We start from the raw sequence: 14,603 nt of genomic DNA, 5'->3' as shown, positions 1-14,603 counted from the left end.
GGCGGAGCCGGAAAGAACGTTGCGCCGTCGTGGGCTACGGCGCCCGGCCGAACACCAGGTAGCCGGTGTGGCCGACGCCCGCGGTGGAGGGGCGGGAGCCGCGGTCGGAGAAGTCCATCTCGCGCTGGATCGTCTCGAGGGTCTCGACGCCCTCGAAGCCGGCCTCGCGGGCGGCGAGGGCGGCCTCGCGGGTCCCCTCGACGAACGGGGAGTAGACGGCGAGGCGCCCGCCGGACGCGAGCAGGTCGTCCGCACGTTCGACAACCGCCGGGGCGTCGCCCGTGTCGAGCGTTAGCACGTCGAAGGGGTCCTCGTCGGCGAGCGCGTCCAGCTCCTCGGTGAGGTCCCCGGTGCGGACCTCGACGCGGTCCGTCACGCCGGCGGTCGCCATGTTCCCGCGGGCGACCTCGGCGAACTCGGCGTCGATCTCGTAGGTGGTCACGTCGGCGCCGGCGCGGCCGAGGTACGCCGCGAGGATCCCCGTCCCCGTGCCGGCGTCGAGGACGCGGTCGCCGCCGGACGCGCCGGTGTGGCCCATCACGAGCCCCACGTCGCGGGGCATCATCGGGGCGCCGGTGCGTTCGAGGTGGTTGAAGAGGTCGGGGCCGCGGAGCTCGCGGACCTCGAAGGCGGTGCCGAGATGCGTCTCGACGGTGTCGCCGCCCTCCGCGTCGTCGGGGACCTCGAGCACGCCGAGGTCCGTACCGAACTCCTCGCCCGGCTCAAGCAGGTACTCTCGGTCCTCGTGGACCAGCAGGTACGCGGCGTCCGTCACGCCGGATCAGTCACTCCAGCTCCGCGATCGCGGCCGCGAGGTCGCCGTCGGCGTCCTCCAAGGCCTCGCGGGCCGTCGACTTCGGGACGCCCGCGCGCTCGGCGACCAGCGCCACGTCCTCGTCGGGGATCCCGGCGTCGCCCGCGTCGTCGCCGTCGTCCTCGATCGCCGCCGCGCCCGAATCCCCCTCAACCGCCGAGGCGCTTCCGCCGGCGCCGGCGTCGGCGACGGCGTCGGGCGAGCCCACGATCTGGTAGGTCTCCTGACCCTGGGCGTCCATCTTGGTCACCTGGGCGCCGTCGAAGACGAGGTCGTCGCCGTCGGCCGTCTCGATGACGACCCGCTCGGCGTCGAGCTCCTCGACGTCGATCCCCATCTGTTTCATCATCTGTTTCATCTTTCGCGGGTTCATGCCGCCTCCTCCGAACATGCGCCCGAATTCGGCGGGAAGACACAAAAAGGGTGGCGACACGGGACGGCGGCGTCGGTCGGAACCGTTCGGAGTCGATCGCGACCACCGCTCCCGGCGAACCCGACCACCGCTCCCGGCGAACCCGACCGAGAGAGCGGGGTTCATACGTGCCCGAACCCGAGGCCGGGTATGTATCTCGCCGACCACACGTGGCCGGAGCTCGGGGAGGCGCTGTCGGAGGGCGCCGTCGCGCTCGTCCCGCTCGGCTCCACGGAACAGCACGGCCCGCACCTGCCGCTGGCGACCGACCACCTGATCGCCGAGGCGCTCGCGAGCGCGGCGGCCGAGGAGACGGGCGCCGTCCGCACTCCCACGATACCCGTCGGCGTCAGCCCGCACCACCGGCAGTTCCCGGGGACGATGTGGGTCGACCCGCCGGAGTTCCGCGACTACGTCGAGTCGTTCACGCGGAACCTCGCGTACCACGGGATCGACCGCGTCGTGTTCGTGAACGCCCACGGCGGCAACGTTCAGCACCTCCGGGAGGTCGGGCGCCGGCTCCACGAGGACGAGACGGCCTACGCGATCGAGTGGATGTGGGACGAGTCGATCCCGGAGCTCGTCGACGACTTGTTCGAGCGGAACGGTCCGCACGCGGGTCCGAAGGAGACCGCGATGATCACGCACATCGCGCCGGAGCTGGTCGACACCGACCGGCTGGAAGACGCCCGCGACGACGGGCTCGTCGACCTCGACGGGTCGGACGCGGTGGTCCACGGCGCGCGCACCTACTACGACGCGGTCGACAACTCCGCGAACGGCGCGTTCGGCGACCCGACCGACGTGACTCCGGAGAAGGCGGATCGGCTGTTCGAGGCGGCGAGCGACCAGCTCGTCAGGCTCGTCGAGTGGCTCGACGCCCGCGACCGGGCGGAGCTGCTACCGAAAGGCCGCGTGGCGTAGCCTCCTCCGACTCCCTTTTAAATCAAACCATGCTGTCGCGTCCGCGAAGGATCGGGTCGAGCGCGGCGTCGAGCCCCTCGCGGCGGCCGTCGAGGATCCCGAACCGCTCGTCGCGGCGGCGCTCCAGCCACCGCAACAGCCGCGCGGCCCAGTCGAGCTTTCGCGCCTTCATCGGCCCCACGTCCGGGTCCTCGAAGTTCCAGCCCGGGAAGACGAGGCGCCCGGCGCCCACGTGGTCGGCGAGGAAGGCGGCGCGGTCGCCGTCGGTGAACCCGCCGAGGTTCCGGACCGGACCGACCGGGGCCGCCTGCGTCGTCGCCAGCGTCGCCCCGTCCGCGAACCGCGGGAGCCACTCGCGGACCGCGGGGAGGTTGTCGCCGTGGGCGTGGGCCGCGACCGGGACCCCTTCACGCGTGAGCGCGGCCGCGGTGTCGGGGTTCTTGTCGAGGTCGGTCACCATGCAGTCGACGGCGACGCCGCGGTCGCGCAGCGCGTCGGCGGCGGTGGAGGCGGCGACGACGACGTCGGCGTCACGGGCGATATCGACCTCGTCGGACAGGCGGGGCGCGGCGCCGGCGATCGCCACGGTCTCGCCCCGCCAGTCCCCGAGCCGGTCGAGGGCGAACGGCGTCGCGATCGCCGCCGCCGCGTCGCGGGCGCGCTCGTCGGCCGCCCGCTCGAAGCCGAAGTCGGCGAGGATCGCCTCGTAGACGGGCTCGAACGTCTCGAAGTTCATGTGTGAATCCCCGCTGTCGGCGGGGCGGTACCGCGGCGAGCGCGACCGCCCGATCGCCGCGGCGGACGGCGCCGCCGCTGGCGGGGTCGAATATGGTATGGGCCGGAGTAGCACAGAGTACCCCTACCCGCGTGCCCCTCCGGCGTCCACTGAACCGGTTGTCTACACGACGGCATAAACTTTCTCTTACTTGGAGCCGCCGTCGATCGGTTCCAGCGCGGCGTCGAGCGCGGCCGACACGTCCGAAACGGCCGATCGAACCGTCGAGACTCCGTCCGCCGTCGCGACGAGGAGGCCCGACTGGCCCTCGGCGGGGGCTCCGCCGTCGGTGACGGAGGCGGACACCTCGGTCCCGTCGGCGGCCGAGCCCGCCGCGGCGAACACCGCGTCGGCGTCCGGCTCGGCCGTTGCGGCTCGGATCGCGCCGACGGCCTCGTCGGCGAGCCCGCGCAGCTCGTAGGTACGGACGACCGCGTCGTCNGGCGACCGACCGGTCGGCGGCGAGCCGGTCGAGGTGGCGCTCCGCCTCCCGAACGGTCGTCACGTCGAGTTCCTCGACGGCGACCTCGCCGGGAGCGGCGTCCGAGCGGACCCGGTCCCGGGCGAACTCGGCGCCAATGAGGGCGGCGTCGCGTGTCTCGGCCACGTCGTGGGTGCGGATCACGTGCGCACCGCGCTCGACCGCCATCGAGGTGGCCGCCAGCGACACGGGGAGGGCCTCCTCGGTGCTCCGGCCGGCGATCGTTTTGAGGAAGCTCTTGCGGTTGATCGAGACGAGCAGCGGGCGACCGTACCCGCGGAACTCGCGGAGCCGGCGGAACGTCTCGCGGTCGTCGGCGTGGGTCTTCTCGACCGACCACCCGCCGAACGCGGGGTCGAGGATGGTCTTGTCGGTGAGGCCGTTCATCGACAGCGCCTCGTAGATGTCGTCCGCGTCCTCGATGGCCCCCGGTCGCTCCAGGTCCGGCGGCGAGGCCATCTTCGAGACCGCGGCGTCGTGCTCGCGGCAGACCCGCGGCATCTCGGGGTCCGCGAACCCGCAGATGTCGTTCACCATGTCGAAGCCGCGAGAGAGCGCCGCGTCGGCGACCTCGTGGTAGCGCGTCTCGATCGACCAGACGGCGTCGCCCGAGGTCGATTCGAGGGTCTCGACCGCAGTGTCGAGCCGATCTAACTCCTGTTCGGCCGAGAGCACGTCGAGGTCCTTGTTGGCCGACTCGAGGCCGACGTCGACGATGTCGGCGCCCTCGCCGATCAGCTCCTCGTCGACGTACGCGGCGGCCTCGCCGGGGTCGTCGTACACGCTCGGGTCGTACGGGGACTCCTCGGAGACGTTGAGCACGCCCATGATCCGGGGCGGGTGGTCGTCGCCGATTCCGAGGCCGGCCGCGTCCACATTTCGCATACGTTCACCACGGGCGCGAGCATCATAAACGGGACGAGTGTACGCGACGAGTGCACGCGGGAGGCGGGGGCGTGCGGTGACCGGCGTGGGGTCGCGGAACGGCCCCCGATCGGGGCGAGACGTGCCAGTGTGAGACATGACGCCAGCCGTCGGGCACGCGTTAATGCCGTCCAGCACGGAGGTGAGGGATGGACACGAAAACCGAAGACCGATTACTCGGACTCGCCGCGGCCGCCCTGGTCGCGACGCTCGGGGGCGAACTGCTCGGGAGTCAGCTGCTCATCGCGGTCGGGGTGGCCGGGTTCGCCGTCGCGATCGCGACCCTGTTCGCGGTCATGACCGCCGTGCTCGCAGTGAGCGTCGCTCGCTCGCCGGAGCTGGACGCCCTCGACCCGACGGCCACGGAGGAGGCTCGCTGACCGGAGTCACAGTTCGAACGCGAGCGCGTCGCCGACCTCGACGCCGCGACGGTCGGTCCATTCATACGGGACTTCGAGGACGTACTGACCCGAACCGGGGTACCGCTGCTCGCTCCCGTCTTCGTTCGGGCCCGGTTCCGGCGCGTTGTGGATCCTCGTGATCGTCCTGTCTGCGTCGGCGTAGACGATGTCGATCCCGAAGTCCATCTCCGGCATGATGAACGTTAGCGAATCACGCGGCTCCGGGTACGCGAACAGCATCCCGGCGTTCTCGGGCAGCGAGGGGGCGGCGCTGAGGCCGAGGATCCGCTTCTCGCGCGTCTCCGCAATTGCGGCCCGCACCGCTCCCCGGTCCTCGCCCTCGGGGCTCCGGACCGCGACCGTGGTCGCGTCGTAGTCGGCGTACGTCCCGGCGGGCCAGTCGGTCGGGAGGGCGTCGGTGCCGGCGTCCGTTTCGCCGTCGTCGCCGTCGCTACCGTCACCGTCTCCCCCCTCGCTTCCATTGCCCCCCTCGCTTCCGTCGCCCGCGCTCGAAGCGCTCCCGCCGCAGCCGGCGATCCCGCCGGTCGACGCGGCACCGATGGCCGCGAGGACTGCCCGTCGACGCATTGCCGGCGGTACGGGGCCCGCCCGTATATGTCTCGCGAACGGGGCGCTCGTCCCCGGAAGGACGCGTTTTTATCCGCGCCTCGCGTAGCGCCGCGCATGGCGAAAGTGAGCGTCGGCCTCCGCGGATGGCGGTTCGACGAGGCGGACATCTTCACCGACGACGAGGAGCTGAAGCCGCTCGACGAGATCCCCGAGGAGCCGCGGGAGCGCCTCGTCAGGCTCGTCAGCCTCGTCGAGGAGCCCTGCGACGTCTGTTACCTCGAACACGGCGAGGCCGAGGTCCACCGCTGTAACCAGGCCGAGATCGTCTACGGCGAGCCGAAGGGAGAGGTGCTGCTCTGCCCCGAACACGAGCCGGACCTGCTCTACTGGTTCCGCGAGGAGGGCGGCAGCGAGTACGCCGGCTCGCTCGAGTTCGGCGACCGCTTCCACGAGTGGGTCGCCGCGGGCAACGAGGCCCCGGACGGGTACGAGACCGTCGAACACGTCGACGAGGACCCGGACGGCCTTCCGGACCTGCCGGACCAGCAGGATATTCAGGAGCGCGTCGAGCAGGACTTCGAGGGCGACCGGATCGACATCCTCGAGCTCTCCGGCCAGTCGGACGACGAGGCGGGCACCGAGGACGCGCTGAGCGAGGACGAGCTCGACGACGTCGACCTCTCGACCGACTACCCGTCGAATCGATGAGCGACGCCGACGTGGACGCCGAGGAGAGCGACGCCGACGCGGACGCTCATACCGACACCGACTCCGACCAGCGGACCCGCCGCGAGCCGGTCGTGGTCGTCGTCGAGCCGGAGACCCCCGGCAACGTCGGCACCATCGCCCGGGCGATGAAGAACTTCGGGCTCTCGAACCTCAAGCTGGTCGACCCGCCGGAGCTGGCTGAGGACGGCGAGGCGTACGGCTTCGCCGGCCACGCCCGCGAGGACGTGCTCCCGAACGCCGACGAGGTGACCTTCGACGAGGTCGTCGCGAACTACCACACGGTGGGCACCACCGCGATCACCGGCGAGGACGACCGGAGCCACGAGCGGTTCCCGTTCAAGACGCCCGCCGAACTCCGGGAGTCGCTGAAGAGCGTGGACGCGCCCACCGCCATCGTCTTCGGCCGGGAGGGGCGCGGGCTCAACAACGAGGAGCTCTCGCGGCTCGACGAGGTGTGCTCGATCCCGGCCGACGACGATTACCCCGTGTTGAACCTCGGGCAGGCCGCGACCGTCCTCCTGTACGAGCTCCGCGAGCTGACCGTCGACGAGACGCAGCTCCCCGACACCGCGGTCACCCGCGCCCCCGAGGACGACGTGGAGCGCTTCCACGAGTTCTTCGCCGATTTCCTCGAGGTCACCGGCCAGCGCGAGCACGTCCGGGAGAAGAACGCGCTGCTGATGCGCCGGCTGCTCGGGCGTGCGCACCCGACGGAACGCGAGGTCCACTCCCTGCTCGGCACGTTCCGTAAGGCCAACGCGAAGCTGGAGCACGCCGACCACCTCGCGGCGAAGTACGACGAGCCCGTCTACCCCCGGGAGTGACCGTGGACGGAGACCGCCTCGCAGACGGTCTGCTCGACGGGGACGTCTGGGCCGGGGTCCGAGACATGTCGCCGCTCCTGTTCGGGATCGTCCCGTTCGCGCTCGTCGCCGGTATCGCCTCTGTCGACGCCGGCCTCGGGCTCGTCGAGGCGGTCGGGATGTCGGTGATCGTGTTCGCGGGGGCCTCCCAGCTCGCCGCGCTCGACCTGATTGAGTCGAACGCGCCGCTCGCGGTCGTGGTCGGCACCGCGATCGTGATCAACCTCCGCGTGGTGATGTACTCGGCCTCGATCGCGCCGCACTTCGCCGAGTACGGCCGCAGGTTCCGGGCGGGTCTTGCGTACCTGCTCACCGATCAGGCGTACGCGCTCTCCGTCGCGGAGTTCGAGGCGAACCCGGAGCGGAGCCGGTGGCGCTACTACGCCGGCGCGGGCGCGGCGCTGTGGGTCGTCTGGCAGGTCGGGACGGTGGTCGGCGTCGTCGTCGGCGCCAGCGTCCCCGACGCGTGGGGGCTGACGTTCGCGGTCCCGCTGGTGTTCCTCGCGCTCCTCGTTCCCGCGATGAAGGATCGGCCGACCACCGCCGCGGGCGTCGCTGGCGGTACCGTGGCGGTGGTCGCCGGGGGGTTCCCCCTCAACCTCGGGCTGCTCACCGGGGCCGTCTCCGGCGTCGTCGTCGGTCTGCTGACGGAGGTGGTGGGCGAGTGACGGGCGGTTCCGCCCTCCCCCTCGGCGACTCGCTCGAAGTCTGGGTCGCCATCCTCCTCATCGGGGTCGCGACCTACGGCTTCCGGATCTCCTTCATCCACCTCTTCGGTCGGATCGACGAGGTGCCGGATCGGATCAAGCGCCTCCTCCGATACGTCCCGCCGGCGGTGCTCGCGGCGCTCGTGCTTCCCGATCTGGTCACGCTCCGGCCCTCGGTCGCCGCCACGCTCGTCGACGAGCGGCTGATCGCGGGCGTCGCCGCCGGCGCGGTCGCGTGGCGCACGGAGAACGTGATGGCGACGATCGCGACGGGGATGGTCACGCTGTGGCTGTTCCGGTTCGTCGTGTTCGCCTGAGGCCGGCGGCGTCCTCGTCTCCTCCCGGCTCCACCCGTCGACTCACGCGATCCGCTCGCCGTACCGGCGAGCGAGCAGTGACGCGGCGACCGCGCAAGCGACGGCGAAGGGGACGGCCGTCCCGACGCTCACGAAGCCGCGAGCCGGCGGCACCGCGTACGACACCGCGGCGGCGAGGAGCAGCGCGTAGCCGAACGCGGCGACCCCGAGAAGCGGCGGTCGAGCCCGCGGACGGCGCCAGAGGCGCGCCCATGTCGCGATTCCCGCCGCGGCGCCCGCGACGAGCCCGACGGGGAGCCCGACGAACGCGGAGAACGCGATCCGAGCCGCGAGCAGTTCGGTGAGGAGCGCGGCGGCGACGAGGAACGTCGTGAGCGCGACGCCGAGCGCCGCGACGGGACGGAGGTTCATGCGGCCGCGATCGTCGGCCGGTCATTTAAAAGAACGGGCCGGACCTCACGCGACGAACTTCAGCAGGTCGTCGCGGTTGTGCTCGTGGAAGCGCGTCCGGAGGCACTCCTCTAACGCCTCGATGTCGCCGCGCTTCGCGCAGGTCGGGGCGATCCGGTCGGACCACTGCTGCCACGGCGGGTAGAGCCCGAGGCGGTCGCAGATCTCGTCGAGCCGCTCGTCGAGGTCGTCGATCTTATCGGTCTTGTTGACGGCGACGATGGGCTCGACGCCCACGTCCTCGAGGAAGCCGAACATCTCCACGTCGTGCGGGATGTTCCCGCGCTCGGCGTGACGGTCGATGATGTCGACGGCGGCTTTCCCGTCCATCACGACGACGCCGGCGAGAATCGAGTCGGCGTTGTCCTCCAAGTAGTGGACGATGTTCGTCTTGATCGCCTCGCGGTGCTCCTCCTCCACGCCGGACATGAACCCGAACCCGGGCAGGTCGGTGAACATGAACCCCTCGCTGGCCCAGTCGAAGTGGTTCGGCTGGCGGGTCACACCCGGCTTGCCGCCGGTCGAGAAGTCGTGACCCGTCAGCTCGCGCATCAGCGTGGACTTGCCGACGTTCGAGCGCCCCACGAGGACGACCTCGGCGTCGCGGTCCGGCCGGTCTTCGAACATACCCGTACGTGGGCGGTTGAACGGTTTAAAAGGCGCGTCGCGGGACGCGTCGGCGGTCACGCCGACGGCGGCGTCGTCGAGGGCGGCTCAGTACGCGATGTCGTCGCCGCCGACCGCGCCGGAGGCGTTGCCGGGCGACCCCGCGTCGATCCGGCTGTTCACGCTCGCGAACGCCGAGCCGAACATCCGGAAGACGGCGACCTGCCCGTAGAACTGGACGAACGGGAGGAGCAGAATGCCGACGACGGTGATCGCCAGCACCGCGGTGACGATCCAGATGACAACCGCGACGACGATGGGCATGAGCACCGCGACGAGGTACTCAGTGCTGAACAGCGCCGGTTTCAGCAGGTCGAGGTCGAACGCCGCGCCGATCTCGCCGCGGGCCGCGTACGCGGACAGCGCCGCGGGAACGGCGTAGTAGATGAGGAAGAGCACGGGGATGAACGCCAGCGCGAGCAGCACGCCGACCACGCCGATGAGCGCGCCCGCGTCGCCGCCGACCGCGCCGCTCGTTCCACCCACGACCGCGACGACCACCGCATACACGATCACCGGAATCACCGTGTACGCGATCGTGATGACCGACCCGATGACTCCCTTCATCAAGAGGTCGCCCCAGTCGTCGAACTCCGGCGGCACCTCCTCGCCGGCGATCGTCTGTTCGAGCACGCGAACGAGGTACCCGACGATGACGAACGCCGGGAGGAGGAGTACCGAGAGGAAGCCCAGTACGCCACCGATGATGATCCGTCCGATCCAGTCGCCGCGAACCGGATACGAGAGTCCGTCTTCGAGCATGGCTGAATTCACACGCATCTGATACATAAACGCCCCGATAGTTCACGGATCGAGCGACGAAGGGGGGGACGGACGTGGGGGCGGGGGATACTTGTCCGCGCGCTTCCTGCCTCGCACATGAACAAACAGGCCGTCCGCGAGGCCGTCTGGGACGCGTTCGAGGCGGGCGATCAGGCGCGGTTCCCGTTCCCGCCCCGCGACCGGATCCCGAACTTCGCGGGCGCCGACGCCGCGTGCGACTGCCTGACGGAGACCGACGCGTGGGCGGCGGCGTCGACGCTGAAGTGCAACCCCGACGCGCCGCAGCTCCCCGTGCGACGCGCCGCGCTCCGGGCCGGGAAGACGGTGTACGTCGCCCAGCCGCGGCTTCGCGACGCCGACCCGTTCCTCCGACTCGATCCCGAGGCGATCGATGTCGAAGACGGCGTCGATATCGACGACGCCACCACCGTCTCGGGCATCTCGACGCACGGGACGCCGGTCTCGCCCGAGGACGTGCCGCACGTTGACCTCGTGGTCGCCGGCTCGGTGGGCGTCACGACCGACGGCGCTCGGATCGGGAAGGGAGAGGGGTACAGCGACTTGGAGTGGGGCGTGCTCAGCGAAATCGGCGCGGTCGACAACGAGGCGCAACGCGCCTCTGGTAGTCGGGCGAAGCCCGACGACGACGCGACAGCCGTGGCGACCACGGTCCACGAGCTGTCGGTCCTCGACGGTCCCGAGTCGCCGATCGCCGACGCCGCCGACCTTCCGGCGCCCGACGCGCATGACGTGCCGCTCGACCTGGTCGTGACTCCCGAGCGGACGATTCGGACCGAGACGCCCTACGCGCGACCGGAGGGGATCGCCTGGGACGCGCTCGACGACGAGAAAATCGACGCGATTCCGGTGTTGGCCGAGCGCGCGCCTGGAAGGGAGTGAGTGGAGGCGGCGGCGCGGAGACGCGCCCGGCTGGCTGACCCGCTCGTTCAGTCCGCTCGCGGCGTCGGCGTTGACCGCTCCGTCCGGTGATCGGCGACGTAGCCGCACTTCGGGCAAACGATCGTGCGCTCGTCGCCGTCGCTGACGACGAGCCACCCCTCGGAGACGGGGTTCTCGAAGCTGCACTCCGCACAGAACAGCACCGACTTCCCGCGGGAGGACTGGGGACCGCTGGCGGCTGACTGGGAACTGCTGGCGTCTGCGTTCATGAGTCACCTTAGTATCCGGAGCTATAAGGGTCTTTTTCGACCTGATCGTTCGGTATGATCCGCTCTCACACGGATATTCAAATTGAAAACCGGGACAAAACAGATCGATCGTTTCAGAATACCGAATATCCCCGATCGCTATCGGCGACGATCGCGGGCGTTTCAGGCGGACCTACCGCGCCAGCGGCATATTGTAGCTCGTCTCTTCTTCCATCACGAGCTCCCACGTGGCCTCGCAGTCGCAGGACACCTGCGCGAAGACGCTCGGGTCCTGTCGCTTGTCGAAGTCCTTGATCGCGGTCTGGACGCGGTCGTCGCACTCGCCGCAGTTGTGCGCGCCGCGGTCGGAGCCGTGCCCGACCGGGTCGGAGACGACGATGGCGTCGACGTCGGCGGTCTCCTCCAGCACGTGCGCGACCGACCAGAGCCACGGCGGGCGGTACCCGCCCTCGAAGAACAGCTCGTCGACCATCGTGTAGCGCTGGACGTTCGTCGGGTTCATCGAGACGGTGTGGCAGCCGTCCACGTCGGCGCAGCGGCGGATCGAGTCGATCATGTCGGCGGCGGCCTCCGGCTCCGCGAGGAAGGGCGGCTTCAGCAGGAGGTACGCCTTGATCCCCACGTCGGCGTCAAACTCGGCGTCCGCGGCGGCCGCCTCCGCGCAGGCGTCTTCGAAGTCGGCGAAGTCGAAGTACTTGTTGACGCAGTCGTGGCGGACGCGGTCGGTCGCGGTCTCCAGCCCGACCGCCACGTCGGTCGCGATGCCGTGGTCGGCGAAGTCGCCGATCTTCTCCCGACTCACGAAGTCCGGCAGCGACTCGACGACGATGCGGTCCCGGTCCGCGAACGTCTCGGCGATGGCCCGACGGGTCTCCGCGGGCACCTCGCGCTCGTCGAGGAAGGAGCCGGAGGTGTAGATCTTGATCAGCTCGGCGGGGGCGTCGGCCTCCTCGCGCTCGTGGTCGAGACACACCTCGATCTGATTCATAAGGGCCTCGTGGCTCACGCTGCCGCCCTCGACGGACTCCGCGACGTAGCCGCACATGGTGCAGCCGCCGGCGCGGGCCCACCGGCAACCGCCCGTGTTGAGGATGATCGTCAGGGAATTCACGACGCCGTCGGGCGTGTTGTCCTCGTCGATCCACACGCGGGTCGGCTGTGTCGGGTCGTACGTCTCCGAGCGCTCGGCGCGGATGTCGCGCATCACGGCGTTGTGCGCGTCCATTCCGCGCCCCTGCTCGTACGCGTCGGGGCTCGGCTTGCTCATTACCGGAGGAAACGGCCGGGCGCGTAAAGCCGTGTCGTCACGCGCGGTGGCCACTGACGGATCCGGCCGTTCGCCGGTGATTCGGAAAATATCAAAACGTTCGCGGTCGTTTCACGAGTAATTCATTATGATTTATCGATTGACTCAATACTTTTGTGTGATGTCACCATTCCACAATCCAACGAATGTCGACAGATCAGTCGGACGCCACTGAACGCGCACGAGCGGGGATCGAGGACGGGCTCATCGCCAACGCACAGGGGGCCGTCGGCGTCGTCCACGCGACATCGAAGTCCGTCGACAGGCAGCTGTCCGAGATCGGCGACGCGGCGAGCACGCAGGTCAACGACATGGAGGCGGTGGCGGAGGATGTCACGGAGTTAAGCGCGACGGTACAGGAGGTCGCCGCCAGCGCCGACGAGGTGAGTCGGACGACCGACCGAGCGGCCGAGGCGGCCGCGTCCGGCCGGGAGGCGACAGACGAGGCCGCGACAGCGATGACCGAGGCCTCCGCTGCCACGAACCGAGTGGCCGACCGAATGGAGGTGCTCGAGGAGCAGATCGGCCGGATCGACGAGGTGGTCGAGGTGATCGACCGGATCGCGGACGAGACCAATCTGCTGGCGCTCAACGCCTCGATCGAGGCCGCCAGGGCCTCGGAAGGCGGCGAGGGGTTCGGCGTCGTCGCCGACGAGATCAAGTCGCTCGCGGCCGAGTCGCGGTCGCGGACCGAGGAGATCGAGACCGCGGTCGACGAGGTCCGGAGCGTCTCCGACGAGGTGAGCGACGCGCTCGACGCGGCGGTCTCGGCGGTCGAGACCGGCGGTGAGTCGGTCGAGGCCGCCGAGGCGGAACTGGACGTCGTGGACGACGCGATGCAGTCGGCCGCGACCGGCGTCGAGGAGGTCTCCGACGCCGTCTCGCAGGGTGCGGAGGCCAGCTCGCGGGTCGCGGACCGGACGCGGAACACAGCCGAGGTCGCCGGCGAGATAGCGGCGTCGGTGAGAGAGATCGACGACGACCGCGCACAGACGACCGACCTGCTCGCCGAGATCGACGACGCGCTGTCGTCGGCCCGTCGGTACCGCGACGACCGGCTCGCCCGCGCGCCGACGGTGCCGACCGGGATCGACGCCTTCGACGTGGGCGGCGGGCTCCCGGCCGGCTCCCGGAACGTGATCGTGACCGATCGGGCCGGTGCCGCCGGGAGCGGCGGAGGTGCGGCCGCGAACGGCGGAGGTGCGGCCGCGAACGGAAGCGAGGCGGCAGCGGTCGACGAGGCGGTCGCGAAGGCGTGTGCGGCCGCGATCGACTCCGGCCGAACCGTCTCGCTCTCGCCGCCGGCCCCCCTCGACCGGGCGACGCTCCGGTCGGTCCTGCGTCGGGAGGCCGGCGTTACGCTCACCGACGCGCTCGCGACTGACCGCCTGTTCGTCCTCGACCTCTTCGGGACCTGGGAGCCGGAGGAGAACGTGATCGACGTGACGGCGACCACCCTCTCGCGGACGAACGACCGAGTGGACGCGCGGAGAGACCGCCCCTGTGTCGTGATCGGCAACATCGCGGCTGAGCTCGACCTGATGGGTGAGGCGGCCGTCCGAGAGAACACCTACGCCAACGACGGCGACACCCTGGGTGACGACGACCTCGTCGTGAACGTCGTCGACGAGTCGGCGGTCCCGAAGCAGCTGCAGTCGTTCTACCGCGGCGCGGCCGACGGCGTCACGCGGATCGACCCGTGAGAGCGGTGTCGACCTCGAGCCGTCGCGGCCGCAGTCGCCGGGGCGCCCCACATTAAAACATCCTCCGTACGAGTATATTTTAATATATAGAAAGATTTTATAATAATACCCCACACGGTGAATTTGATGTCACACGACCGTGACTTCGGACGGCGCGAGGTGCTTCGGGCGGGCGGAATCGTACTCGGCGGGTCGCTCGTCTCGGGATCGGCGTCGGCCGCGGACGGCGACGAGTCTTCGACGCTGACGCTGCTATCGTACAACGACATCCAGACGGCCGCGGCGGAGGACAAGAACTTCCCGCGGCTGGTGACGCTCATCGAACAGCGGCGAGCGGCGGCCGACGGGCCGGTCGTCGTTGTCGGCGGCGGCGACGAGGTGGGGCCGCACGCGCTCAGCCCCGTCTCGCAGTGGCGCGCGCCGGTGGACGTGCTCAACGAGGTCGGGCCGGACGCCGACGTGATCGGGAACCACGAGTTCGACTACGGGCTCGACCCCATCTCGGACGTCACGGAGGACTCCGAGTTCCCGTGGCTCGCGACGAACCTCGTCGACAGCGAGACGGGAGAGGCGTTCGACGGCACGGAGTCTGTCTCTTATACACATCTC

At 70.1% G+C, this 14,603-nt stretch carries 17 protein-coding genes and 2 pseudogenes; 9 read left to right on the top strand and 10 right to left on the bottom strand.

Annotated features, from left to right (window positions below; genetic code table 11):
• Positions 1 to 34: 34 nt before the first annotated feature.
• Together C468_RS14965 and C468_RS14960 are read right to left on the bottom strand one after the other, a co-directional pair.
• On the bottom strand, positions 35 to 775 hold the full coding sequence (locus C468_RS14965; protein ID WP_008849745.1) for a methyltransferase domain-containing protein: 741 nt from the start codon (positions 773 to 775) through the stop codon (positions 35 to 37).
• 10 nt (positions 776 to 785) lie between these two features.
• A complete protein-coding gene (locus C468_RS14960; RefSeq protein ID WP_008849744.1) occupies positions 786 to 1,205 on the bottom strand; it encodes a nascent polypeptide-associated complex protein in 420 nt (139 codons plus the stop codon).
• Positions 1,206 to 1,376: 171 nt separating this feature from the next.
• Between C468_RS14960 and C468_RS14955 the strand changes: the two genes are divergently transcribed.
• The gene (locus C468_RS14955) at positions 1,377 to 2,150 is read left to right on the top strand and encodes a creatininase family protein (protein ID WP_008849743.1); all 774 of its coding nucleotides are present in this window, start codon (positions 1,377 to 1,379) and stop codon (positions 2,148 to 2,150) included.
• Positions 2,151 to 2,172: 22 nt separating this feature from the next.
• Here the strand turns inward: C468_RS14955 and C468_RS14950 are convergent, their stop codons facing one another.
• Both C468_RS14950 and folP read right to left on the bottom strand, forming a co-directional pair.
• Positions 2,173 to 2,886: a 6-hydroxymethylpterin diphosphokinase MptE-like protein gene (locus C468_RS14950; RefSeq protein ID WP_008849742.1), complete on the bottom strand. Its 714-nt coding sequence runs from the start codon at positions 2,884 to 2,886 to the stop codon at positions 2,173 to 2,175.
• 186 nt (positions 2,887 to 3,072) lie between these two features.
• Positions 3,073 to 4,291: pseudogene (folP, locus tag C468_RS14945) on the bottom strand (dihydropteroate synthase).
• Positions 4,292 to 4,479: 188 nt separating this feature from the next.
• Between folP and C468_RS14940 the strand changes: the two are divergent.
• Entirely contained in the window at positions 4,480 to 4,710 is a 231-nt protein-coding gene (locus tag C468_RS14940; protein ID WP_008849740.1) for a hypothetical protein, read from the top strand.
• Positions 4,711 to 4,716: 6 nt separating this feature from the next.
• Here the strand turns inward: C468_RS14940 and C468_RS14935 are convergent, their stop codons facing one another.
• Positions 4,717 to 5,319, bottom strand: coding sequence for a DUF192 domain-containing protein (locus C468_RS14935; protein ID WP_008849739.1), 603 nt, complete (start codon positions 5,317 to 5,319; stop codon positions 4,717 to 4,719).
• Positions 5,320 to 5,415: 96 nt separating this feature from the next.
• On the opposite strand from C468_RS14935, the gene C468_RS14930 reads away from it, so the two are divergent.
• From C468_RS14930 to C468_RS14915, 4 genes are all read left to right on the top strand, one after another.
• On the top strand, positions 5,416 to 6,009 hold the full coding sequence (locus C468_RS14930) for a hypothetical protein (protein ID WP_008849738.1): 594 nt from the start codon (positions 5,416 to 5,418) through the stop codon (positions 6,007 to 6,009).
• Entirely contained in the window at positions 6,006 to 6,854 is an 849-nt protein-coding gene (locus C468_RS14925) for an RNA methyltransferase (RefSeq protein ID WP_008849737.1), read from the top strand. The genes C468_RS14930 and C468_RS14925 overlap by 4 nt, the downstream gene beginning before the upstream one ends.
• Positions 6,855 to 6,919: 65 nt before the next feature.
• Positions 6,920 to 7,561 (top strand): AzlC family ABC transporter permease, encoded by a 642-nt coding sequence (locus C468_RS14920; RefSeq protein ID WP_049912269.1) that lies wholly within the window; start codon positions 6,920 to 6,922, stop codon positions 7,559 to 7,561.
• Positions 7,558 to 7,917: an AzlD domain-containing protein gene (locus C468_RS14915; protein ID WP_008849735.1), complete on the top strand. Its 360-nt coding sequence runs from the start codon at positions 7,558 to 7,560 to the stop codon at positions 7,915 to 7,917. The genes C468_RS14920 and C468_RS14915 overlap by 4 nt, the downstream gene beginning before the upstream one ends.
• 42 nt (positions 7,918 to 7,959) lie before the next feature.
• Here the strand turns inward: C468_RS14915 and C468_RS14910 are convergent, their stop codons facing one another.
• The 3 genes from C468_RS14910 to C468_RS14900 form a co-directional block, all read right to left on the bottom strand.
• The gene (locus C468_RS14910) at positions 7,960 to 8,328 is read right to left on the bottom strand and encodes a hypothetical protein (protein WP_008849734.1); all 369 of its coding nucleotides are present in this window, start codon (positions 8,326 to 8,328) and stop codon (positions 7,960 to 7,962) included.
• Between the two features lie 45 nt (positions 8,329 to 8,373).
• The gene (gene engB / locus C468_RS14905; RefSeq protein ID WP_008849733.1) at positions 8,374 to 8,994 is read right to left on the bottom strand and encodes a GTP-binding protein EngB; all 621 of its coding nucleotides are present in this window, start codon (positions 8,992 to 8,994) and stop codon (positions 8,374 to 8,376) included.
• Positions 8,995 to 9,081: 87 nt separating this feature from the next.
• On the bottom strand, positions 9,082 to 9,795 hold the full coding sequence (locus C468_RS14900; protein WP_008849732.1) for a DUF4013 domain-containing protein: 714 nt from the start codon (positions 9,793 to 9,795) through the stop codon (positions 9,082 to 9,084).
• 117 nt (positions 9,796 to 9,912) lie between these two features.
• Between C468_RS14900 and C468_RS14895 the strand changes: the two genes are divergently transcribed.
• A complete protein-coding gene (locus C468_RS14895) occupies positions 9,913 to 10,716 on the top strand; it encodes a 5-formyltetrahydrofolate cyclo-ligase (RefSeq protein ID WP_008849731.1) in 804 nt (267 codons plus the stop codon).
• 47 nt (positions 10,717 to 10,763) lie between these two features.
• On the opposite strand, the gene C468_RS14890 is transcribed toward C468_RS14895, so the two are convergent.
• Positions 10,764 to 10,985: a hypothetical protein gene (locus C468_RS14890; protein WP_049912267.1), complete on the bottom strand. Its 222-nt coding sequence runs from the start codon at positions 10,983 to 10,985 to the stop codon at positions 10,764 to 10,766.
• Between the two features lie 172 nt (positions 10,986 to 11,157).
• A complete protein-coding gene (locus C468_RS14885) occupies positions 11,158 to 12,252 on the bottom strand; it encodes an archaeosine biosynthesis radical SAM protein RaSEA (protein ID WP_008849729.1) in 1,095 nt (364 codons plus the stop codon).
• A gap of 185 nt (positions 12,253 to 12,437) precedes the next feature.
• On the opposite strand from C468_RS14885, the gene C468_RS14880 reads away from it, so the two are divergent.
• Together C468_RS14880 and C468_RS14875 are read left to right on the top strand one after the other, a co-directional pair.
• Entirely contained in the window at positions 12,438 to 13,994 is a 1,557-nt protein-coding gene (locus C468_RS14880) for a methyl-accepting chemotaxis protein (RefSeq protein ID WP_008849728.1), read from the top strand.
• A gap of 159 nt (positions 13,995 to 14,153) precedes the next feature.
• Positions 14,154 to 14,603 (top strand): annotated as a pseudogene (locus C468_RS14875) (bifunctional metallophosphatase/5'-nucleotidase); the annotation flags it as partial.

This window comes from Halorubrum kocurii JCM 14978 (assembly GCF_000337355.1).
GTDB classification, from domain to species: domain Archaea; phylum Halobacteriota; class Halobacteria; order Halobacteriales; family Haloferacaceae; genus Halorubrum; species Halorubrum kocurii.
This window is presented reverse-complemented; position numbering and strand designations above follow the sequence as displayed.

Excerpts from the sequence above, each read along its gene's own strand:
- C468_RS14960 (WP_008849744.1), bottom strand. The coding sequence starts at position 1,205 with ATGTTCGGAGGAGGCGGCATGAACCCGCGAAAGATGAAACAGATGATG.
- C468_RS14955 (WP_008849743.1), top strand. The coding sequence starts at position 1,377 with ATGTATCTCGCCGACCACACGTGGCCGGAGCTCGGGGAGGCGCTGTCG.
- C468_RS14950 (WP_008849742.1), bottom strand. The coding sequence starts at position 2,886 with ATGAACTTCGAGACGTTCGAGCCCGTCTACGAGGCGATCCTCGCCGAC.
- C468_RS14940 (WP_008849740.1), top strand. The coding sequence starts at position 4,480 with ATGGACACGAAAACCGAAGACCGATTACTCGGACTCGCCGCGGCCGCC.
- C468_RS14935 (WP_008849739.1), bottom strand. The coding sequence starts at position 5,319 with ATGCGTCGACGGGCAGTCCTCGCGGCCATCGGTGCCGCGTCGACCGGC.
- C468_RS14930 (WP_008849738.1), top strand. The coding sequence starts at position 5,416 with ATGGCGAAAGTGAGCGTCGGCCTCCGCGGATGGCGGTTCGACGAGGCG.
- C468_RS14925 (WP_008849737.1), top strand. The coding sequence starts at position 6,006 with ATGAGCGACGCCGACGTGGACGCCGAGGAGAGCGACGCCGACGCGGAC.
- C468_RS14920 (WP_049912269.1), top strand. The coding sequence starts at position 6,920 with ATGTCGCCGCTCCTGTTCGGGATCGTCCCGTTCGCGCTCGTCGCCGGT.
- C468_RS14910 (WP_008849734.1), bottom strand. The coding sequence starts at position 8,328 with ATGAACCTCCGTCCCGTCGCGGCGCTCGGCGTCGCGCTCACGACGTTC.
- engB (WP_008849733.1), bottom strand. The coding sequence starts at position 8,994 with ATGTTCGAAGACCGGCCGGACCGCGACGCCGAGGTCGTCCTCGTGGGG.
- C468_RS14900 (WP_008849732.1), bottom strand. The coding sequence starts at position 9,795 with ATGCTCGAAGACGGACTCTCGTATCCGGTTCGCGGCGACTGGATCGGA.
- C468_RS14895 (WP_008849731.1), top strand. The coding sequence starts at position 9,913 with ATGAACAAACAGGCCGTCCGCGAGGCCGTCTGGGACGCGTTCGAGGCG.
- C468_RS14890 (WP_049912267.1), bottom strand. The coding sequence starts at position 10,985 with ATGAACGCAGACGCCAGCAGTTCCCAGTCAGCCGCCAGCGGTCCCCAG.
- C468_RS14885 (WP_008849729.1), bottom strand. The coding sequence starts at position 12,252 with ATGAGCAAGCCGAGCCCCGACGCGTACGAGCAGGGGCGCGGAATGGAC.
- C468_RS14880 (WP_008849728.1), top strand. The coding sequence starts at position 12,438 with ATGTCGACAGATCAGTCGGACGCCACTGAACGCGCACGAGCGGGGATC.